We start from the raw sequence: 17,484 nt of genomic DNA on the forward strand, positions 1-17,484 counted from the left end.
TGTCCATACATTACACCAAAGGAGTGAGCGGATATGGGTATGATGCACCCAATGAATCAACAAAACGACACAAGACAACATGACAAACAGCAAGAGGTCTATCAAGTATCGACGATGACCTCTTTGCTGGAAGCCGTATATGATGGAGATTTCTCCCTTTCACAAATTCCCGAGCACGGTGATTTCGGCATTGGTACATTCAATCAATTAGATGGAGAGCTGATCGGCTTTGACGGCGCATTTTATCGACTGCGCTCAGATGGAACAGCGACACCGGTAACAGATCAAGATTATTCACCCTTCTGCTCTCTAGCATTCTTTGAAACAGATATCGTTCATCGAATTGATGCATCCATGACGAGCAAAGAGCTAGAAGAAGAAATCGACCGCATTTTACCGAGTAAGAATGTGTTTTATGCAATCCGCATTGATGGATCATTCAAAAAGGTTCAAACACGTACGGTTGAAAAACAGGAAAAACCTTACGTTCCGATGGTGGAAGCTGTCAAGTCACAGCCCATCTTCGATTTCGAGGATATTCAAGGAACGATCGCCGGTTTCCGTACACCACAGTACGCACATGGCATTGCGGTGAGTGGATATCATCTTCATTTCATTGATGACGATCGAAGTGTCGGCGGACACGTATTTGATTACACCGTTGATCAAGTGACCATCCGAATTTCTCAAAAACGTCATATGAATTTACATCTGCCAAATACGCAGGAATTCTTCCAAGCAGACATTGATCGAGCTGACCTCGCACAGCAAATTGCCAGTGCAGAAAGCAGCCCAGATCAATAAAATAAAGACACCCCGGTGCTTCCGGGGTGTCTTTTTATGCAAAAAGAACACTCATCACCTCATTACATTTCATTTCGTTATAAAATTGAGATTCACTCATTCTATTCGTAATAAAATATGTTAAAATATCAACAAAAGAAAGGTGGTCATACGGTGGCAAACGACTATAGCATTCCGAACCTAACATTAGACGAACGAGATAAACAAATTTTATCCCTATTACATGAGGACGGGCGTATGTCCTATACAGATCTCGGGAAACAAGTCGGTCTTTCACGTGTTGCTGTGCAAGCCCGTATTCAGCAGCTAATTGAAGCAGGTGTCATCGAACGATTCACAACGGTCATCAATCCTGCTAAGATCGGCATTCATGTTTCTGTCTTCTTTAATGTAGAGGTTGAGCCGAAATTTTTAGAAGCAGTCGCCCTTCAGCTTGAGCAGGAAACAGCTGTCACAAGCCTTTATCACATGACAGGGCCAAGCAAGCTACATATGCATGGCATTTTTCAAAATGAACAGGAAATGGAGACATTCTTGACAAAAAAACTGTACCCGCTAGAAGGCGTCGTGAGTGTGGACTGCCAAATGCTCATTAAACGATACAAAAGCCGAATGGGCATGAAATTGTAGACAGGAGTTGAAGCACTTGCAATCATATATCGAACTCATCATCGCTATGGTGCGAACCGGTATTCTCGGTTTTGGCGGAGGTCCTTCCGTCATACCACTCATTCGCCATGAAGCGGTAGTGAAATATCAATGGATCAATGATGACGAATTTGGAGAAACACTCGCCATCGCCAACGCATTACCAGGTCCGATCGCGACCAAAATGTCAGCATATCTCGGCTATCGATTGAAGGGCGTATCCGGCGCAATTGTCTCAACAGTTGCCCATATTTTACCGACATGTCTCGCCATGGTGGCACTCGTCACACTTGTCAGCGTCTTAAGCTCCTCACAAATCATTCAAAATATGATTGGCGCCGTGACACCAGTCATTGCCGTGCTGCTCGGGATCATGGCATACGAGTTTGGACAAAAAACGCTGAAAGGCTTCGGAATGATCTTCGGGATCGCTCTGTTCCTTCTGGCCTTTATCGGACTGCAGGTGCTGTCCATTCATCCAGGAATCATTGTTATCATCTTTTTATGCTATGGCGCTTTTCATTTCAAACTGAAACAACGCTGGAACCGACCAAATAAAGAGAAAGGAGTGTCTTCATGATGCTGATTCTCTTTTTATTCTGGGCATTCTTCTTGTCCAATCTATTAGGATATGGCGGAGGACCTGCATCAATTCCGCTGAATTATGAAGAAATCGTCAACCATTTTCATTGGATGACAAACGAAGGATTTTCCAATATGCTTGCTTTAGCCAATGCACTGCCGGGACCAATTGCGACGAAAATCGCGGCATATGTCGGCTATGACGTCATGGGCTGGCCAGGCTTTATTGTGGCACTGCTTGCAACTGTACTGCCATCAGCCATTGGATTGATTTTATTGCTCAAGCTGATTGACCGCTTTCGTCAATCCCCTGTCGTCAAAGGCATGACCTTATCCGTCCAGCCTGTCATTGCGATGATGATGCTTTTATTAACATGGGAAATCGGAGGAGATGCAGTAAAAGCCATTGGCTGGGCGCAGTCGCTCGCCATTGCCGCGATCTCCTTTTTCTTTATGACTAAATTCAAAATGCACCCCGCCTTTCTCATTGTGGCTGCCTTTTTATATGGCGGATTCATCCTGCCGCATTAAAAAAACCGATAACATGACCTGTTATCGGTTTTAGATTGTTGACAAAGGGCTAAAATGATCTTGATTTTAGCCCTTTGTCTTCTTTTCAGCGTGATAGAAAACCTTTGCAGTCTAGGAAGGGCAGCTACTTTTGCGGAGCGAATTGAACATTCGTGAGCACCAGCGCGCAGACCTGCGGGCGAATGCGAGGGTTTGTCTACACGCTGAAACCGATAACATGACCTGTTATCGGTTTTCTTTTACATATAGATTGGAGAAACCGGTCTGCGCCCAATCGAATGATATTCGACTCCTGCTTGTTCTGCCGCTTCAAGCGTATGGCAGTTTCGCCCATCGAAAATAAGCGGCTGTCTCATCCATTCCTTATAGGACGTGAGCGGAAACGTCTGAATCTCTGTCCACTCTGTTAATATACAAGCTGCATGGACATCCTTTATCGCTTCTTCAATCGTATGAGCAAACACGACTTTTTCAGGTAGCTCACGAGCGGCATGGCGTGCGGCAACAGGATCATACGCCACAAGCTCCGCGCCTAATTGATGGAGTTCATGAGCGATTGGAACCGACGGCGCCTCCCTCATATCGTCTGTATTCGGTTTAAAAGCAAGGCCAAGAAGTGCAATTCGCTTTCCTTCAAGATTTGCCCCCAGTCTCTCTTGAATACTTCGGATAAAACCCGCTCGCTGCTCATTGTTTACTTTGATGACAGCCTTTAGCAGCTCAAAATCATGCGACACATGCCCTGCGATTTGGACAAGTGCATTTGTATCCTTTGGAAAACAAGAGCCCCCGTAGCCAATCCCCGCCTTGAGAAATGAAGAACCGATCCGCTGATCGAGCCCCATTCCCTGCGCTACCCATTCAACATCAGCACCTGTTTTTTCACAAATGGAGGCAATCTCATTCATAAAGCTGATTTTGGTCGCAAGGAAAGCATTTGATGCATACTTGATCATTTCTGCACTTTTTCGGTCTGTCTTGACCACTGGCAAATGGAAATCAGCATACATCTCCTCGAGCCGATCTAATACACCTTTTGTTTCAGCCCCAACGACAAGCCGATCTGCCCTCAATGTATCTGAAATGGCAGAGCCTTCTCGTAAAAACTCTGGGTTAGATGCAATCGATAATGGCTCATTCCGTCCTAATTCTTGATGAATCATCTGTTCGATTTGATCACCCGTTCCAACAGGCACCGTACTTTTCACCACAAGAACCGCACCTGATTTCGCTTTTGTGCCCATTTCCTTTGCAGCTTGAAACACATATTGTAAATCAGCTTGGCCATCTGCCTGCTGCGGGGTGCCGACCGCAATCATTAACACATCAGCCCGCGGATAGGCTGCCGCTCCATTTATGTGAAATTGAATTCGTCCTTGCTCAAGATTGCGCTTCAGCAGTTCTTTTAATCCCGGCTCATACATTGGTGGATGTCCCTGTTTCAGCTGCATGACCTTTCTCCGGTCAATATCAATACACGCTACATTGTGCCCTGACTCCGCTAAACACACACCTGTGACCAGTCCCACATATCCACAGCCTGCAATTGCAATATTCATGACACCATCAGCTCCCCATACGCCTTATGCTTGTAATGACATCGTATGCTGGGAGCTTTCGTTCCATTCATAAATGCATACAAAAACCCCCTGCCATCACTAGCAGGGGGTCACTTTTATGAAACAAGACCATTTCGAATATGAGCAATCAGATTTTCAAGCATTTCTTTTGTGGTGACATCATTTGAATTCTCACCAATATCATGAGCGTACATCAAAATTTTTAAAAACTCTTCTTGATTCAAACCCTTATTATCCATGTCTGTATCCTTTCGATTCCACTAATTTCATTATTATATGTTGTATGGTTGGTTTATGCAATACTCTAATACATCATTCGACAGCTTTTGAAATTTATGACCATTTTCATGAAAAACTTTTTTATAAATCACCATTGAGCTATAATAAAAGAATTGGAATCTTTTACTTGGTTAGGAGCGGATCAAATGCTTCAGCACAACATCAACGAGGAAGAAATCAAACAAACAGCCGAACAGATCAAAGAACTTCTTCCTGCAACAGATGAAAACAAACAACTCATCAAAAAAGCATTGATTACTTATAGACAGGACAGTGTATATCGTCTCAAGCAAGAATCTGATACGGAATGGTCAGCTTATGTACATGATGTCGTGGCAGCAAGAGTCCATCTTCATGTGCTGTTTCCTGTGAGAAGCAGCTGCTCATGTCCGGCAGATGGACTTTGTAAACACATTCTCGCTGTCTTCTTTTCGCTATACGCTCAAGTGGAGAGTGTGACTGGATTTACAGAAAATTGGTCAGAAAAGGATGAATTACAGCGCAGCAAAGAATTAATTCGCCAGCACTTTCAAGTGAAGCGCCCAGACGAACAATCACTACAAAGCTGGTTGAATTTTTTCCAAGAGGAATTTAACCTCTGGCTGAAACGGACACCAAAGCACCAGCAAACACCGCAGCATTTGTATTACGGTTATTTATCGATCCTAAAAAAACACGCACCTCATTCTCCTGAATTCAAGAGTTTGTATGCGATTCATACGTCAATCGATGTGTGGTTAAGGATTCATGAATTAATCGACCTTGGCCAGCTTGATGCCGAGAAGGACTTTTATTCCATGAATCCATATGTAGAACAACTCATGAACACCATTTTCGATTCAGTGGATCACTTGAAGACATACGCCCTTTCCTTTTCCCTCGATCCGTTTCTTGAAAACACACCAACTGCCGTTCGGACAATTCTTCAAATAAACGGACCTTTCCAGCATGAACGAGTAGCGGTCTTTATGGAGATTTGGGGCACCATATTAAATAGAGGGAAATGGGTTAAAAAAGAAACAGAATTACTAAAGAATGCTCAGCAGCAAGAGCAAACGGTTGAACATACCATCGGACTGATGCACATGGATTATTTAATGAAAGAAGACGATAGCCTTTTTCAGCAATTAAAGCTGCTCAATGCAGATATGCTGCCAAATGTGCTCAATTGGCTGAAGGACCTGACAAACCGCAAGGACTGGAAGCGGCTCAAGCTCTGGTATCATGAGATCACCTATATTTTAGAAGAATATTGCCAGCTCGACCTTTCCTACAGAGAACTACGAGGAGCCGTTAGTGATTTCTTCTTCTATTTAGACGCATACTTTAAGCAGACAAAGGATCATCATTTATATGAACGCTACCTCCAAATCTGCATGCCCTATGCGTTTACTGAATATAGTCAGTTCTTATATGCACAGCAGCGTTATGCAGAATGGATTGAGATTCACAGCCTTGTTGGTTTCTCCATCAGTGAACTGGAGAAGGATCTGATCAAACAAATTGCAAAAGAGGAGCCTGAAGCGCTCATTCCATCATATCACCGTGAAATCTCACAGCTTCTCGATCAAAAGAATCGAAGTGCTTATCGAGAATCTGTGAAAATGCTAAAAAAACTGCGCACGCTTTATCATAAAACGAAAAAAACTGCGATTTGGGAAAGATATGTAAAGCAGCTACAGGATTCAACGAAACGGCTGCGTGCGTTCCAAGAGGAAATGAAGAAAGGAAAATTAATTGATGACACGCCATAAACAAATTGTCATTCATGCAGAACAAACAGAAGATTTCTCTTTCACCATTTCAGCGCAAGCAGAGGACGGACACCCTGTTCCGCTTAATGAAATGAAGAGGCAGCTTTTCCAATGGCACGAATCGTCATTTTACGGAACATTTTTAGAAGATGTAAGCTTTATTGGCACACCTGCCTTCCTGCTAAGCCCTTGGATGACCGTCGAACTGCTAGGAAAAAATTCGTTTAATACCTTTAGTCATGTGACACTAACCGATGAAACGGAACCACTGATGAAGACAGCCTCCACCATTTATGAATTCATCGAGGATGAAGATTTCATTCCCGATTACGAGGCGTGGACAAAAGGTGTGCTTCGTTTTAAAGACAAAGAAGGACTATTAGATGGCTATACGGCTGAGTGGTTCTCCTTTGCCGTACAGGATTATATTCAATATGATGATGCCTTACAGCACAAATGGAACCGCATGACAGAACAATCGCCTGCGCTCTCATCCTTCCAAGGACATTTTTTAGATGAGCAGGATTTCTTGGAAACGATTGGCTGGATTGATGACGACACACCTTTCACTGTCGGCTTGCGTTTAAATGAACCGGATTTCGACGGAGATGATTGGAAAATCGAATTGTTTTTGCGTGATAAGAAAAACAGCGACCTTCTTTTTTTTGAAGGCATCCGTTCATTGAAAAGGTCTTGGCATCCGTATCAAGATAAAATCTCAAGAGAGATGGAGCGATTCGGTCAAATTGTTCCTTGGCTCTCTTTCACATCTGGCACCACGCTCATGTCAGAAGACGAAGCATGGCTCTTCCTATCTGAAGCAAGTGAAACACTTGTGAATATGGGCATTGAGATCCTACTCCCATCGTGGTGGCAAATTGTCAAAGAAAGCACCATGATGCTAAAAGCAAGGATTTCCTCTACCCCAAGAGGCGAGTCACATGTCGGAATGGATGCCTTGATGGACTTTAATTGGCGCTTCGCTACAAACGGCATCGAGCTGACAGAAGATGAGTTCAACGAGCTTGTCCAAAGTAAACGGCGCCTTGTCAATATTCGTGGACAATGGATCAAAATCGATCCAACCTTCATCCAGCAAATGAAAAAATGGATGGAGCGTGCCGAAAATGAAGGGCTACACATGTCTGATATTTTGTCACGTGAACTGGCAGATCAAGAAGCATCCTCTGAATCGATTCCAGAGCTGCTAGAAAGCTCAGCATTTGCACATATTCAATTTGAACTTTCGTCTCAATTAAGAGGGCTTGTCCATCAGTTAAATGATACGCATGAACTGCCTTCATACGAAATGAGTGAGTCCTTCAAAGGCACACTCAGGCCGTATCAGCAGCATGGTGTCAACTGGCTGTTATTCTTAAGATCTCATGGATTTGGGGCTTGTTTAGCAGACGATATGGGGCTTGGAAAAACGATTCAAATGATTGCGTATTTCACATATTTGAAGGAGCAGGAGCAAAATTCCGCTCCATCTCTCATCATTGCTCCGACCTCTGTTTTAGGAAACTGGCAGCGAGAGCTTGAAATCTTCGCACCACACTTGAATGTTGCCTTGCATTACGGGCCATCGCGTCCTCAAGGGGAACACTTTACAAAGGCATACGAGTCAACAGATATTGTCCTGACGTCTTATGGACTCTCACATTCTGATCGTGATGAATTAACGTCAGCAAAGTGGGATACGATTTGTTTAGACGAAGCCCAAAACATTAAGAATGCCCATACGAAACAATCGAGAGCGATCAGACAGCTCAAAGGGCAGCATCACATTGCCCTTAGCGGGACACCTATGGAAAACCGTTTAACAGAGCTTTGGTCCATTTTTGACTTCGTCAACAAAGGATATCTCGGCAGCTTAACGAGCTTTCATAAGAAATTCGTTCTGCCGATTGAAAAAGACCGTGATGAAAAAAGAATTGAACAGCTACAGCAACTGATTAAGCCTTTCCTATTAAGACGAACAAAGCAAGATGAAGAGGTCGCCCTGAACCTGCCTGAGAAACTCGAAGAAAAAGAATTCATTCCGCTATCCGCTGAGCAGGCTTCTTTATATGAACAGCTCGTGAAGGATACATTCGAACACATGGCTTCGTTAACAGGAATGCAGCGGAAAGCCATTATTTTAAGTATGCTCGGCAGACTCAAACAGATTTGCGATCACCCGGCTCTCTATTTAAAAGAGAGTGGAACCGATGTGAAACTGCTGAAACGTTCATTAAAAATGGATAAACTTGCAGAGCTGTTAAAAGCAATACACGAGCAAGGAGAAAGCTGCCTCATCTTTACGCAGTATATTGGAATGGGGAACATGATCAAGCAGCTGGCGGAAAAGATGTTTGGAGAACCAGTTCAATTTTTAAATGGCAGTCTGTCCAAACAGGAGCGGGATAAAATGGTGGACCGCTTCCAGAAGAAAGAATTCAACATCTTAATTCTCTCTTTAAAAGCAGGAGGAACAGGACTTAACCTAACCGCCGCAAACCATGTCATTCACTACGACAGATGGTGGAATCCTGCTGTGGAAAACCAAGCGACCGACCGTGCTTATCGGATCGGACAAAAACGATTTGTTCACGTCCATAAGATGATCACAACGGGCACGATCGAGGAAAAAATCGATCAAATGCTCGAAACAAAGCAAACGTTAAATGATCAAATTATCCAAAGTGAAAGCTGGATTACAGAGCTATCGACAAACGAACTAGAAGATTTATTCACATTAAGTGCCGCCGCTCAATCATCTTAATCCAAGCAAAAAGAGGACTTTCTCAACATGATGAAAAGTCCTCTTTTTTCATTTCATATGAACATAGGTTAAATGTGCAGTTTTTTCAATGCAGATTTCACGTTCATATACGTATTCAATTCACGGAAGTCTTCTCTCATTTCTCCCATTTTCATCGCAAGGTTCGGTTTAATTCCTGTCACGATGAGTTCCGTACCTGTCATTAAAATCAAATCATTCAGCTTAAAGATCGCATCTGCCACAAATGAATCGACTTCTAATAAACCAGACAGATCGACAATAAAATAATCGTCCTTGGATTGAGAGATATAGGTGGAGACTGTGGAGATAATCTTATCAAATCTTGGCGCTGTTAACGTACCAATGATCGGTAACACAGAAATACCATCTTTCACAGGAACAATGGGAACAGAAATGTTCAGCACTTCATCAATTGATTGCTCAAGAAGCTCCTGCTGTTCCTTCTCTTTCGTGACATCTTTTTGCAGACCAACGAAATAAAGACGTTTCCCTTCATTTTCATCAATCCAAAGAGGAGCTACACTTAACTCATTCCAAAACACCTGTCCAGATTTTTTATAATTTTTCAGCTGAACAGTGACAGCCTCTTTGTTCTCAATAGCTGTTCTAATTTGTTGGAGAGAGATTGGCTCTGTTTCATTTCCTTGAAGGAAACGACAATTCTTCCCCAATACTTCGGGTTCTTGATAGCCTGTCATATCTAAAAAGCCCTTGTTCACATATATTAAAGGATTATCAGGTAAAGACGGGTCCGTCACCGTCAGGCCAACCTGAGTATAATCTAAGGCTTCCTTGATTAAATGCAGATTTTCGGACTTATAAGATTCCAGCGCCATTCGTTTACTCTCCTTAATTTCCTTACAAGCGGGTTATGTTCATCATTAAATTATATGATGTTCCACATCATGTGTAAATAGAAGTAGTTCTGAATTCCTCTTTTGTAGAATGCGCTTTATCCTATGTGGATTATACAACGACATTCGATGCATCTATTTCAACAGGTGCCGAATCATATACGCCACACCATGTTCATCATTTGTTAACGTGACATGATCAGCGATTTCTTTCATATCCTGTCTCGCATTGCCCATCGCAACCCCAACACCAGCTGCTCGAAGCATCGATTCGTCATTTAAACTGTCTCCTACAGCCGCTGTCTGGCTTAAAGGAATACCAAGTCGTTCTGCCAGCCTTGTTAATGCCTGGCCTTTAGATGCATCCTTTGAACCAATTTCAAAGTTATGATCGGCTGAACTGACCATTGTGACATCTGAATCATCACCAAACATATTCCAACCTGCCTTCAATCTGTCTTCAAAGAAAGAGAAACCTAAGATGTTGTAGAATGAAAGCTTTCGATCCTCACGAAACAACTCTTTATATGTATCAATATAAGAAAAACCCGACTGACTGTATTGAACTTCTGCCGCTTGTTTTAAAACACTCAAGTCCGCTTCTGGATTTGCACTTTTTAAGCGATCCATTTCAATCGCAAGAAGCTCTCTACCACGATTCGGTGTGAAAATGGCTTCGTTTGTAAAAACTTCATAATAATAATCACGTTCTTCAAGCCATTTCAATATGCGTTTGGCCTTTTCTTCTTGTAAAGTAGCTGAATGATATACTTGTCCAGCCGGATCATGAATTACAGCTCCATTGGCACTAATCACCCATGTATTCATCCCAAGCCCATCAAAAATAGACCTCACATCAAAATACGCTCTTCCTGTTGAAACGACAACTTCCAATCCATTCGCCACTGCTTCCTTTAATGCCTGCTCATTTTCCCGACTCACTTTGTGCTCACTATTCAATAACGTTCCGTCTAAATCCGTTGCAATCAATTGAATGTTTGTCATCGTTCTCTCCTTTTTGTCTCCATTTTGGCTATCATACCGCTGATAAAATCCATCATCAAGAGGTGATCGGTTTATCATTGAATAAAAGGGTACCCGGCCACGCTACATGACCGGATACACACAAGGGGATTTAAGGGGACACATGACCTATACAAAGAAGCGATGGTTCTATTACGCAGTGTTCTTATGCTCAAGGCAGCGTCTATCAGCTTTAGCTAGAGGGGGGCTGTCAGATGCTAGACGTTACCTTTTGATTCAGACCGTACCTCCTTTCCTTTCAACTGCCCTTAGTCTACCGAGAAAGGTTGTATGTGACAAAACATGAAAATGACAAAATCCCCCCCTCAAATTCTCTATTACCTCTTTAATTTCTGCTTTTTACCGCTTGAGTATAATACATCATCTTGTTTTGTTTAATGAAAAACTTATTTTTCATAAATTGATAAAAAACGTCTGAATGAATCCAATTACTAGAAGGCATGTGAATATAATCAGATCCGTCCCACGCAAACCAATAAAAACAAAGCTGTCCGTCATGAATCGACAATTGAAATTCAAAGTAGTCCATTTGATCCTCGGTGACGTATTGAAACGTGAGTGACTCACCTTCTTCCATGTACACATCACAAAATGAAAGAATGTCTCCCCACGAATAAACGCGCATTGTGCTCTTTGCCTTCTCCTCGCCAATATGTATGTTTCGCAATTGATAAGACTCCATAAAACATCTCCTTTCACTCATATGCAGCTCGCTTTAAGCAGGCAGCGGTTTCATTTATACAGATGTTGTATGCTATAATGATACTTACGAATAATGAACGCTTGTGAGGTGAAAAATATGAAAACCTTTAGGCTGATTGATTTAAAAATCGAACTTGATCCAAAGCAAGATAAAATGTCCAGCATTCCCCTTCGTGACGGTTTAATCATTAATAAAGAAGATGGCGAAAATCACTGGATGATCGAGGCACTCATTCCAAAGAAACATAGACAGGTGTTTGAGGTGCTCTTTCAGCAGCACACTGAAGTGAAGATTCTTGTGACGATCACAAAAGAAAACAACCGCCCTGTTCATCTATCTGTCCAAGTCAAAAACATTGTTGCTTTAGAAGAAAACATTTCTGTGCTGCTCGATGGTAAGATGATTACAAATCGTTACAGAACAGAAACCGAAGAAGTACTTAAAGACCTCGTCAAAGAGGGGCTTTCCGGAGAAAAACTGCTGGATGCATTTAAACAAAACACATAAAAAGAGCGGGATTAGCCGCTCTTAGATAGTTGACGAAGGGCTAAAATGAATCTTATTTTAGCCCTTTGTCTTCCTTTCAGCGTGATAGAAAACCTTTGCAGTCCAGAAAGGGCGGGCACTGGAGCGGAACGAATTGAATATTCGTGAGCACCAGAGCACAGACCTGACAACGAATGCGAGGGTTTGCCTACACGCTGAGAGCGGAGTTAGCCGCTCTTTTTTTATTGCACATCTTTCGATTGGCTTTGATTTTTCAAGAGATCTCTAATTTCAGTTAGTAAAACTTCCGTTTGATCCGGCGTTTCTACAACCTCTTCTTCCTCTACCTTTTTCCGTTTTAATTTATTCAAATAACGAATAAAGATAAAAATGGAAAACGAGATAATCAAGAAATCAATCACTGTTTGTATGAAGCTTCCATATAAAATTTGAGCAGATCCGATCTTAATAGATAGACCGCTAAAATCATGTCCGCCAATAATAATACCGACGAGCGGCATGATCAAATCATTCACAAGAGAAGTGACAATTTTGCCAAATGCTCCCCCAATGATGACACCTACAGCCAAGTCAATGACATTTCCCTTGACTGCAAATTCTCTAAATTCTTTCAGCATCTTTTATCACCTTCATCTTTTTTGTCTAATATGACGTTTTTTTGTCAAAAATGCAAGTCCTGATCCGTTCAGACTAGTTGTTTCCATATAAAAAGCGATTCATCCTTGATGAACCGCCAGGCAAATCATGATACTTTAGGACCTATAGAAAATGTGAGTTCTGCTTCACATGCCACTTCGCCATCTACTGTGGCTACTGCTTTTCCTTTTGCAACTGGACCCCTAAGGCGCGTCACTTCCACCTCTAAACGAAGCTGATCGCCAGGCTTCACCTGTCTTTTGAAACGGCATCCGTCAATTCCTGCAAACAAACCAATTTTCCCTTTGTTTTCTTCTTTGCCTAACATAATGACCCCAAACACCTGCGCAAGTGCTTCTACAATAAGCACACCCGGCATGACTGGGTATCCTGGGAAATGACCATTAAAAAATTCTTCGTTCACTGTGACATTTTTAATCCCAACCGCTCTCTTCTCTCCTTCAACCTCTAAAATACGGTCGACCAATAAGAATGGATAACGGTGTGGAATAATGTCTTGAATTTGCTGAGCATCAAGCATATCTTGATCTCTCCTTTTTTCTATATCGATGATCTTCATTTGATTCCTATAGAAGTATATTATGAATGCTCGTATTTTTCAACGTCCGCTCCACATATATGGTAAAAAATAGAATCTACTATTACCTATTGTCATCAAATATAATCCACACTACACTCATTGTTTTTTCACAAATATGGTAATATATATTACATCATTGATTGAATAAGAGGGTAAAAATGAATTTTATAAGTGATAAATCCATTAAAAAACTTCTCCATTCGTGGTATACAATGCTAAAGCATCGACATTTTTCGAAGGCTGAAGAAATCAAAATAACTCTATTAAAACATCAACGTAAAATATCAAAAAAACAGGAACTCTATTTACATTATCAGCTGATGCTTTTTCGGCATCAGCTCTGGATGAATCAGACAGAGGACTTAGAAAAAATTAAACATGAACTGATGCAGTACAAAGACCAAATGAACGATCAACTGCAATATTATTTTAACTTCTTTCTCGGTTTATACGAATCTTTAAAAAGCGATCAAAATGATGCCATTCATTATCTTGAAAAAGCAGAAGAAAAACTGCCGCTGCTAGACGATGAGCTAGAGGAAGCCGAGTTCCATTTTCGTACAAGTGGTGTTTATTATAACAACCGCTATTCGTTGTTATCGATTCGTCATGTTGAAAAAGCCATGGATATCTTTGCAAAGCACGGGGATATCCATAGCATTTATCGGTGCAAAATTGTCCTCGCACTTAACTTTAGCGATCAAAAAAAATATGAAGAAGCAGAAGCTCTTTTTATTGAGATCATCGAATACGTGAAAATCATTGATGATCAAGAACTGCTCGGTATCGTTTATTATGACGCTGGCTTTATTCAGTCGAGACAAAACCGTCACAAGAAAGCGCTGGAATACTTTAAAAAAGCACTTCATCTCCCAGCATACCGGAAGTCCGCACACTCCTATGTATCGTGCCTCTATGAAACTGTGCGTTCCTGTTATAAAGAAAATTTAACCGATGAAGGAATGAAGTATATTCAAAAAGGATTAAAAGAAGCCGTTGCTTCACAATTTGATATATTAAGAATCAAGTTCCAAATCTTATTTCTTCTCTACAGCCAAACGCCAAAGGCAGATGAGCAGATTGCAAGGCTCGTCACATGCCTTGAACGAAAAGAAGCTTGGATTGATCTTGAGGATCTGCTTGCCGATGTCTCAGATTTTTATAAAAAAAAGGGCGACTTTGAGCGAGCCGCCTTTTTTATCATGAGAGGCTGATGTCAGCCTGCTCGTTATCGAATTGTATTCACTAATCCAAGCATTTGATCACCCATCGTAATCGTTCTTGAATTCATCTGATAGGAGCGCTGTGTTGTCATGAGATCCGTTAATTCTTTAGACATGTCCACATTCGACGTTTCAAGTGCACCTTGCTGAAGCTGAATCGCTTGGCGGTTTGCTCCATTTAGTGCCGTTAATGCACCTTGATAAGTACCGTCAACTGAGAACAAATTATCTCCTTCAGAGACAAGTGCTGAAGAGTTATTGACTTGTACAACCCCTAAATTCACTTGCTGATTCGGTTGATTGTCTCTTGAAATGGCTGTTAGACGTCCATTTTTATCAATTGAAATATCACGGAAATTCGCATTTAAGACGATTTCATTTCCGTTTTCATCAAGAATCGGATGGCCTTCGCTAGTGACAAGCTGCACTTGATTACGATTATTGCCTGGCTGTAAGTAAAGAGAACCGTCTCTTGTATAACGAATATTACCGCCGACATTGACCTGCATATACTGAGATGGCGCTCCAAATGCAACATCAAGATCACGACCTGTTTCTTTAATCGAGCCTTGCAGCGAGTTAATGGACGCATTGACCATCGTACCCGTACCAAGCCTTAGCCCATCAGGTGTCAGACGACTGTTTGCCACCTGCTCATTTTTTTCATCCACTTGGTTGAACTGTTGTCTGATCAGCTCTGAGAAACGGGTATTTTTCGCACGGTACCCTGTTGTTTCACTGTTCGCGATGTTATTACTGATAATATCAAGCTGCTTTTGTACTTCGTTCATTGATACAGCTGCATTGATCATCGTTCTAAGCATGAGAATCCTCCTTTCTTTTTCATTTCTTGATTAGTACACTCTGCCGATTTCATTCACTGCTTTTTCTAAGCTTTTATCATACGCCTGAACCACTTTTTGGTTTGTTTCAAATGCTCGATAGGCGGTTGTCATTTCTGTATATGATTTCGTCACATCCACGTTCGATAGCTCCGATACACCTTGACTTAACGTATAGGACATTTGACCGTTATTGACTGCGCTTGGCAGGGGCTGGTTATCAGCTGTACGGTATAAATCATTTCCTTCTCTCGCTAAATTCCTTGTATCCATCGCAACACGTACATCAATTTGCCCGAGATTTTGTCCATTTTCACTCACAGTTCCATCTGCATTCACTTTGAAATTCTCACTCTGAACCGTAATTGGCTGACCTGTGACAGAAAGAAGGGCACGTCCATTGATAGTCAACTGATTTTGTGCGTTCATTGTAATCGAGCTGCTTTTCGTATAACGAACGCCTTCTGGGGTATTGACCGCATAAAAGAGCGCTGATTTCTGATTGGTCTCCGGGTTGATCGGCACATTATTTTCGACTAGTGCGACATCCGTTGTTTGATCTGTTGTTTTTAAAGTTCCTTGTGTAAATTGAGGGATCAGTTCCTGCATATAGGTCCCCGTATTTATGCCGCCAATCGGCGTTTGCTGCGGAACACTAAAACCTTTGCCTGAGGAAGTTTGGAAACGTCCTGACTCCATTCGGCTTAGCAGCATTTCTGGAAATGCCCGCATGGTCCCCTCATCCGCTTTATATCCTGGCGTATTCGCATTTGCGATATTATTTGAAAGCATTTCTGTCCGCCGCTCTTGAGCGATCATGGCAGATGTTGCGGTATATAGTCCTTTTAACACGTGCTCACCTCATTAAAATTCTTTCACATGACCTAAACACAATCTTCTATGAAATATATCGGCATATTTGCAGGGTTCTTTAATAAAAATCCCCCATTCTTTCGAAAAAGAATGAGGGACATCATTAGCTGAGTTTACGCTTTGGCAGCTTGTCCATATTATCAAGCATGACGCCAGTACCAACAGCTACACAATCCATCGGATTCTCAGCAACGAAAACTGGTACTTTCAGCTCTTCTGCAAGCAATTGATCAAGCCCGTTTAGAAGAGCTCCGCCACCTGTAATGATGACGCCGCGATCAATAATATCAGCTGATAATTCAGGCGGTGTTCTCTCAAGAACTTGCTTCGCAGCCTGAACAATCGCAGATACAGATTCACGCAATGCTTCTTCTACTTCTTTGCTTGTGACGGTAATCGTTCTTGGTAATCCTGTCACCATGTCTCGTCCACGAATTGAAATCTCTTCGTGACGTGCGTCTGGGAATACCGTTGCAACTTGGATCTTAATATCCTCAGCCGTGCGTTCACCGATCAACAGCTTGTACTCTTTTTTAATGTAGTTGAGAATTTCCAGATCAAATTTGTCTCCAGCCATTTTAATAGAAGAGGCGGTTACAATGTCACCCATTGAGATGACAGCGATATCTGTCGTTCCGCCTCCAATATCTACGACCATGTTTCCACTTGGCTGAAAAATATCCATACCAGCACCAATAGCTGCTACTTTTGGCTCTTCTTCAAGAAATACATGCTTACCGCCGCTTTTTTCAGCAGCTTCTTTGATCGCCTTCTGCTCAACAGATGTAATGTTTGTTGGGCAGCAGATGAGCATACGCGGCTTAGAGAATAGCCCTTTCACATTTAATGAGTTAATAAAATGCTTGAGCATCGCTTCAGTTACTTCAAAATCAGCAATTACGCCATCTTTTAATGGACGAATCGCAACAATATTCCCAGGCGTACGTCCAACCATACGTCTAGCCTCTTCTCCAACAGCCAAAACTTTCCCGCTGTTTTTGTCAAGAGCTACAACAGATGGTTCATTTAACACAATTCCTTTTCCTTTGACATGAATCAGTACATTGGCAGTACCAAGATCAATTCCAATATCCCTAGCAAACATCTATATATATCCTCCTTGAAAATCTGTTTCCATAGCAAATACCACATTCTGCCCTAATTATATATTCTATCATAATTTGCAGAAAAAAAGATATTTCTTTACAAAAGTCTTTACAAATTTTGTGGTTAGAAAC

18 protein-coding genes are annotated in these 17,484 nt (G+C 41.8%); 8 read left to right on the forward strand and 10 right to left on the reverse strand.

The genetic code is table 11. From position 1 onward, the window contains the following. Window positions 1-33 precede the first annotated feature (33 nt). The 4 genes from budA (at window position 34) to MKY18_RS16570 (ending at window position 2,565) form a co-directional block, all read left to right on the forward strand. On the forward strand, window positions 34-804 hold the full coding sequence (gene budA / locus MKY18_RS16555) for an acetolactate decarboxylase (RefSeq protein WP_106067020.1): 771 nt from the start codon (window positions 34-36) through the stop codon (window positions 802-804). A 153-nt stretch (window positions 805-957) separates the two neighbouring features. Further along, a complete protein-coding gene (locus tag MKY18_RS16560; RefSeq protein ID WP_044140105.1) occupies window positions 958-1,434 on the forward strand; it encodes an Lrp/AsnC family transcriptional regulator in 477 nt (158 codons plus the stop codon). A gap of 7 nt (window positions 1,435-1,441) precedes the next feature. Next, window positions 1,442-2,032, forward strand: a complete 591-nt coding sequence (locus MKY18_RS16565) for a chromate transporter (RefSeq protein WP_185107741.1) — start codon at window positions 1,442-1,444, stop codon at window positions 2,030-2,032. Then, the gene (locus MKY18_RS16570; protein ID WP_106067059.1) at window positions 2,032-2,565 is read left to right on the forward strand and encodes a chromate transporter; all 534 of its coding nucleotides are present in this window, start codon (window positions 2,032-2,034) and stop codon (window positions 2,563-2,565) included. Before MKY18_RS16565 ends, MKY18_RS16570 begins: the two co-directional genes overlap by 1 nt. A 239-nt stretch (window positions 2,566-2,804) precedes the next feature. Here the strand turns inward: MKY18_RS16570 and MKY18_RS16575 are convergent, their stop codons facing one another. Next, window positions 2,805-4,124 carry a UDP-glucose/GDP-mannose dehydrogenase family protein gene (locus MKY18_RS16575; protein ID WP_106067018.1) on the reverse strand — a complete coding sequence of 440 codons (1,320 nt, stop codon included), beginning with the start codon at window positions 4,122-4,124 and terminating at the stop codon, window positions 2,805-2,807. 116 nt (window positions 4,125-4,240) lie between these two features. Next, entirely contained in the window at window positions 4,241-4,384 is a 144-nt protein-coding gene (locus MKY18_RS16580) for a hypothetical protein (protein WP_003214884.1), read from the reverse strand. A gap of 186 nt (window positions 4,385-4,570) precedes the next feature. On the opposite strand from MKY18_RS16580, the gene MKY18_RS16585 reads away from it, so the two are divergent. Continuing rightward, window positions 4,571-6,178 carry an SWIM zinc finger family protein gene (locus MKY18_RS16585; protein ID WP_065097888.1) on the forward strand — a complete coding sequence of 536 codons (1,608 nt, stop codon included), beginning with the start codon at window positions 4,571-4,573 and terminating at the stop codon, window positions 6,176-6,178. Next, window positions 6,165-8,942, forward strand: coding sequence for a DEAD/DEAH box helicase (locus MKY18_RS16590; RefSeq protein ID WP_106067017.1), 2,778 nt, complete (start codon window positions 6,165-6,167; stop codon window positions 8,940-8,942). The genes MKY18_RS16585 and MKY18_RS16590 overlap by 14 nt, the downstream gene beginning before the upstream one ends. A gap of 68 nt (window positions 8,943-9,010) precedes the next feature. Here MKY18_RS16590 and MKY18_RS16595 read toward each other — a convergent pair whose 3' ends face one another. From MKY18_RS16595 to MKY18_RS16605, 3 genes are all read right to left on the reverse strand, one after another. Further along, the gene (locus tag MKY18_RS16595) at window positions 9,011-9,799 is read right to left on the reverse strand and encodes an STAS domain-containing protein (RefSeq protein WP_065097886.1); all 789 of its coding nucleotides are present in this window, start codon (window positions 9,797-9,799) and stop codon (window positions 9,011-9,013) included. A gap of 153 nt (window positions 9,800-9,952) precedes the next feature. Further along, window positions 9,953-10,813, reverse strand: coding sequence for a Cof-type HAD-IIB family hydrolase (locus MKY18_RS16600; protein ID WP_044140369.1), 861 nt, complete (start codon window positions 10,811-10,813; stop codon window positions 9,953-9,955). A 373-nt stretch (window positions 10,814-11,186) separates the two neighbouring features. Then, window positions 11,187-11,543 (reverse strand): hypothetical protein, encoded by a 357-nt coding sequence (locus MKY18_RS16605; protein ID WP_065097885.1) that lies wholly within the window; start codon window positions 11,541-11,543, stop codon window positions 11,187-11,189. Window positions 11,544-11,660: 117 nt separating this feature from the next. Here MKY18_RS16605 and MKY18_RS16610 point away from each other — a divergent pair, with 117 nt between their 5' ends. Continuing rightward, entirely contained in the window at window positions 11,661-12,071 is a 411-nt protein-coding gene (locus MKY18_RS16610; protein ID WP_003215215.1) for a YwpF-like family protein, read from the forward strand. 221 nt (window positions 12,072-12,292) lie between these two features. Here the strand turns inward: MKY18_RS16610 and mscL are convergent, their stop codons facing one another. Beyond that, a complete protein-coding gene (mscL, locus tag MKY18_RS16615) occupies window positions 12,293-12,688 on the reverse strand; it encodes a large conductance mechanosensitive channel protein MscL (RefSeq protein ID WP_044140111.1) in 396 nt (131 codons plus the stop codon). Between the two features lie 125 nt (window positions 12,689-12,813). After that, window positions 12,814-13,248, reverse strand: a complete 435-nt coding sequence (gene fabZ, locus MKY18_RS16620; RefSeq protein ID WP_012011512.1) for a 3-hydroxyacyl-ACP dehydratase FabZ — start codon at window positions 13,246-13,248, stop codon at window positions 12,814-12,816. Between the two features lie 218 nt (window positions 13,249-13,466). On the opposite strand from fabZ, the gene MKY18_RS16625 reads away from it, so the two are divergent. Then, window positions 13,467-14,522, forward strand: a complete 1,056-nt coding sequence (locus MKY18_RS16625; protein WP_065097884.1) for a tetratricopeptide repeat protein — start codon at window positions 13,467-13,469, stop codon at window positions 14,520-14,522. Between the two features lie 14 nt (window positions 14,523-14,536). Here the strand turns inward: MKY18_RS16625 and MKY18_RS16630 are convergent, their stop codons facing one another. From MKY18_RS16630 to mbl, 3 genes are all read right to left on the reverse strand, one after another. After that, complete coding sequence (locus MKY18_RS16630; protein WP_044140113.1) at window positions 14,537-15,355, reverse strand: flagellar hook-basal body protein; 819 nt, start codon at window positions 15,353-15,355, stop codon at window positions 14,537-14,539. Window positions 15,356-15,385: 30 nt separating this feature from the next. Further along, window positions 15,386-16,225, reverse strand: coding sequence for a flagellar hook-basal body protein (locus tag MKY18_RS16635; protein ID WP_003215293.1), 840 nt, complete (start codon window positions 16,223-16,225; stop codon window positions 15,386-15,388). Window positions 16,226-16,349: 124 nt separating this feature from the next. Continuing rightward, a complete protein-coding gene (mbl, locus tag MKY18_RS16640) occupies window positions 16,350-17,351 on the reverse strand; it encodes a cell shape-determining protein Mbl (protein ID WP_012011515.1) in 1,002 nt (333 codons plus the stop codon). Between the last annotated feature and the right edge of the window lie 133 nt (window positions 17,352-17,484).

The sequence above is a fragment of the Bacillus sp. FSL R7-0672 genome, from assembly GCF_038601465.1.
Lineage (GTDB): Bacteria > Bacillota > Bacilli > Bacillales > Bacillaceae > Bacillus > Bacillus pumilus.

What these genes read in the sequence shown, in the direction of transcription:
- MKY18_RS16575 (WP_106067018.1), bottom strand. Translation starts at nt 4,124, where the DNA reads ATGAATATTGCAATTGCAGGCTGTGGATATGTGGGACTGGTCACAGGT.
- fabZ (WP_012011512.1), bottom strand. Translation starts at nt 13,248, where the DNA reads ATGCTTGATGCTCAGCAAATTCAAGACATTATTCCACACCGTTATCCA.
- MKY18_RS16570 (WP_106067059.1), top strand. Translation starts at nt 2,032, where the DNA reads ATGCTGATTCTCTTTTTATTCTGGGCATTCTTCTTGTCCAATCTATTA.
- MKY18_RS16590 (WP_106067017.1), top strand. Translation starts at nt 6,165, where the DNA reads ATGACACGCCATAAACAAATTGTCATTCATGCAGAACAAACAGAAGAT.
- MKY18_RS16580 (WP_003214884.1), bottom strand. Translation starts at nt 4,384, where the DNA reads ATGGATAATAAGGGTTTGAATCAAGAAGAGTTTTTAAAAATTTTGATG.
- MKY18_RS16625 (WP_065097884.1), top strand. Translation starts at nt 13,467, where the DNA reads ATGAATTTTATAAGTGATAAATCCATTAAAAAACTTCTCCATTCGTGG.
- mbl (WP_012011515.1), bottom strand. Translation starts at nt 17,351, where the DNA reads ATGTTTGCTAGGGATATTGGAATTGATCTTGGTACTGCCAATGTACTG.
- budA (WP_106067020.1), top strand. Translation starts at nt 34, where the DNA reads ATGGGTATGATGCACCCAATGAATCAACAAAACGACACAAGACAACAT.
- MKY18_RS16585 (WP_065097888.1), top strand. Translation starts at nt 4,571, where the DNA reads ATGCTTCAGCACAACATCAACGAGGAAGAAATCAAACAAACAGCCGAA.
- MKY18_RS16630 (WP_044140113.1), bottom strand. Translation starts at nt 15,355, where the DNA reads ATGCTTAGAACGATGATCAATGCAGCTGTATCAATGAACGAAGTACAA.
- MKY18_RS16605 (WP_065097885.1), bottom strand. Translation starts at nt 11,543, where the DNA reads ATGGAGTCTTATCAATTGCGAAACATACATATTGGCGAGGAGAAGGCA.
- MKY18_RS16595 (WP_065097886.1), bottom strand. Translation starts at nt 9,799, where the DNA reads ATGGCGCTGGAATCTTATAAGTCCGAAAATCTGCATTTAATCAAGGAA.
- mscL (WP_044140111.1), bottom strand. Translation starts at nt 12,688, where the DNA reads ATGCTGAAAGAATTTAGAGAATTTGCAGTCAAGGGAAATGTCATTGAC.
- MKY18_RS16610 (WP_003215215.1), top strand. Translation starts at nt 11,661, where the DNA reads ATGAAAACCTTTAGGCTGATTGATTTAAAAATCGAACTTGATCCAAAG.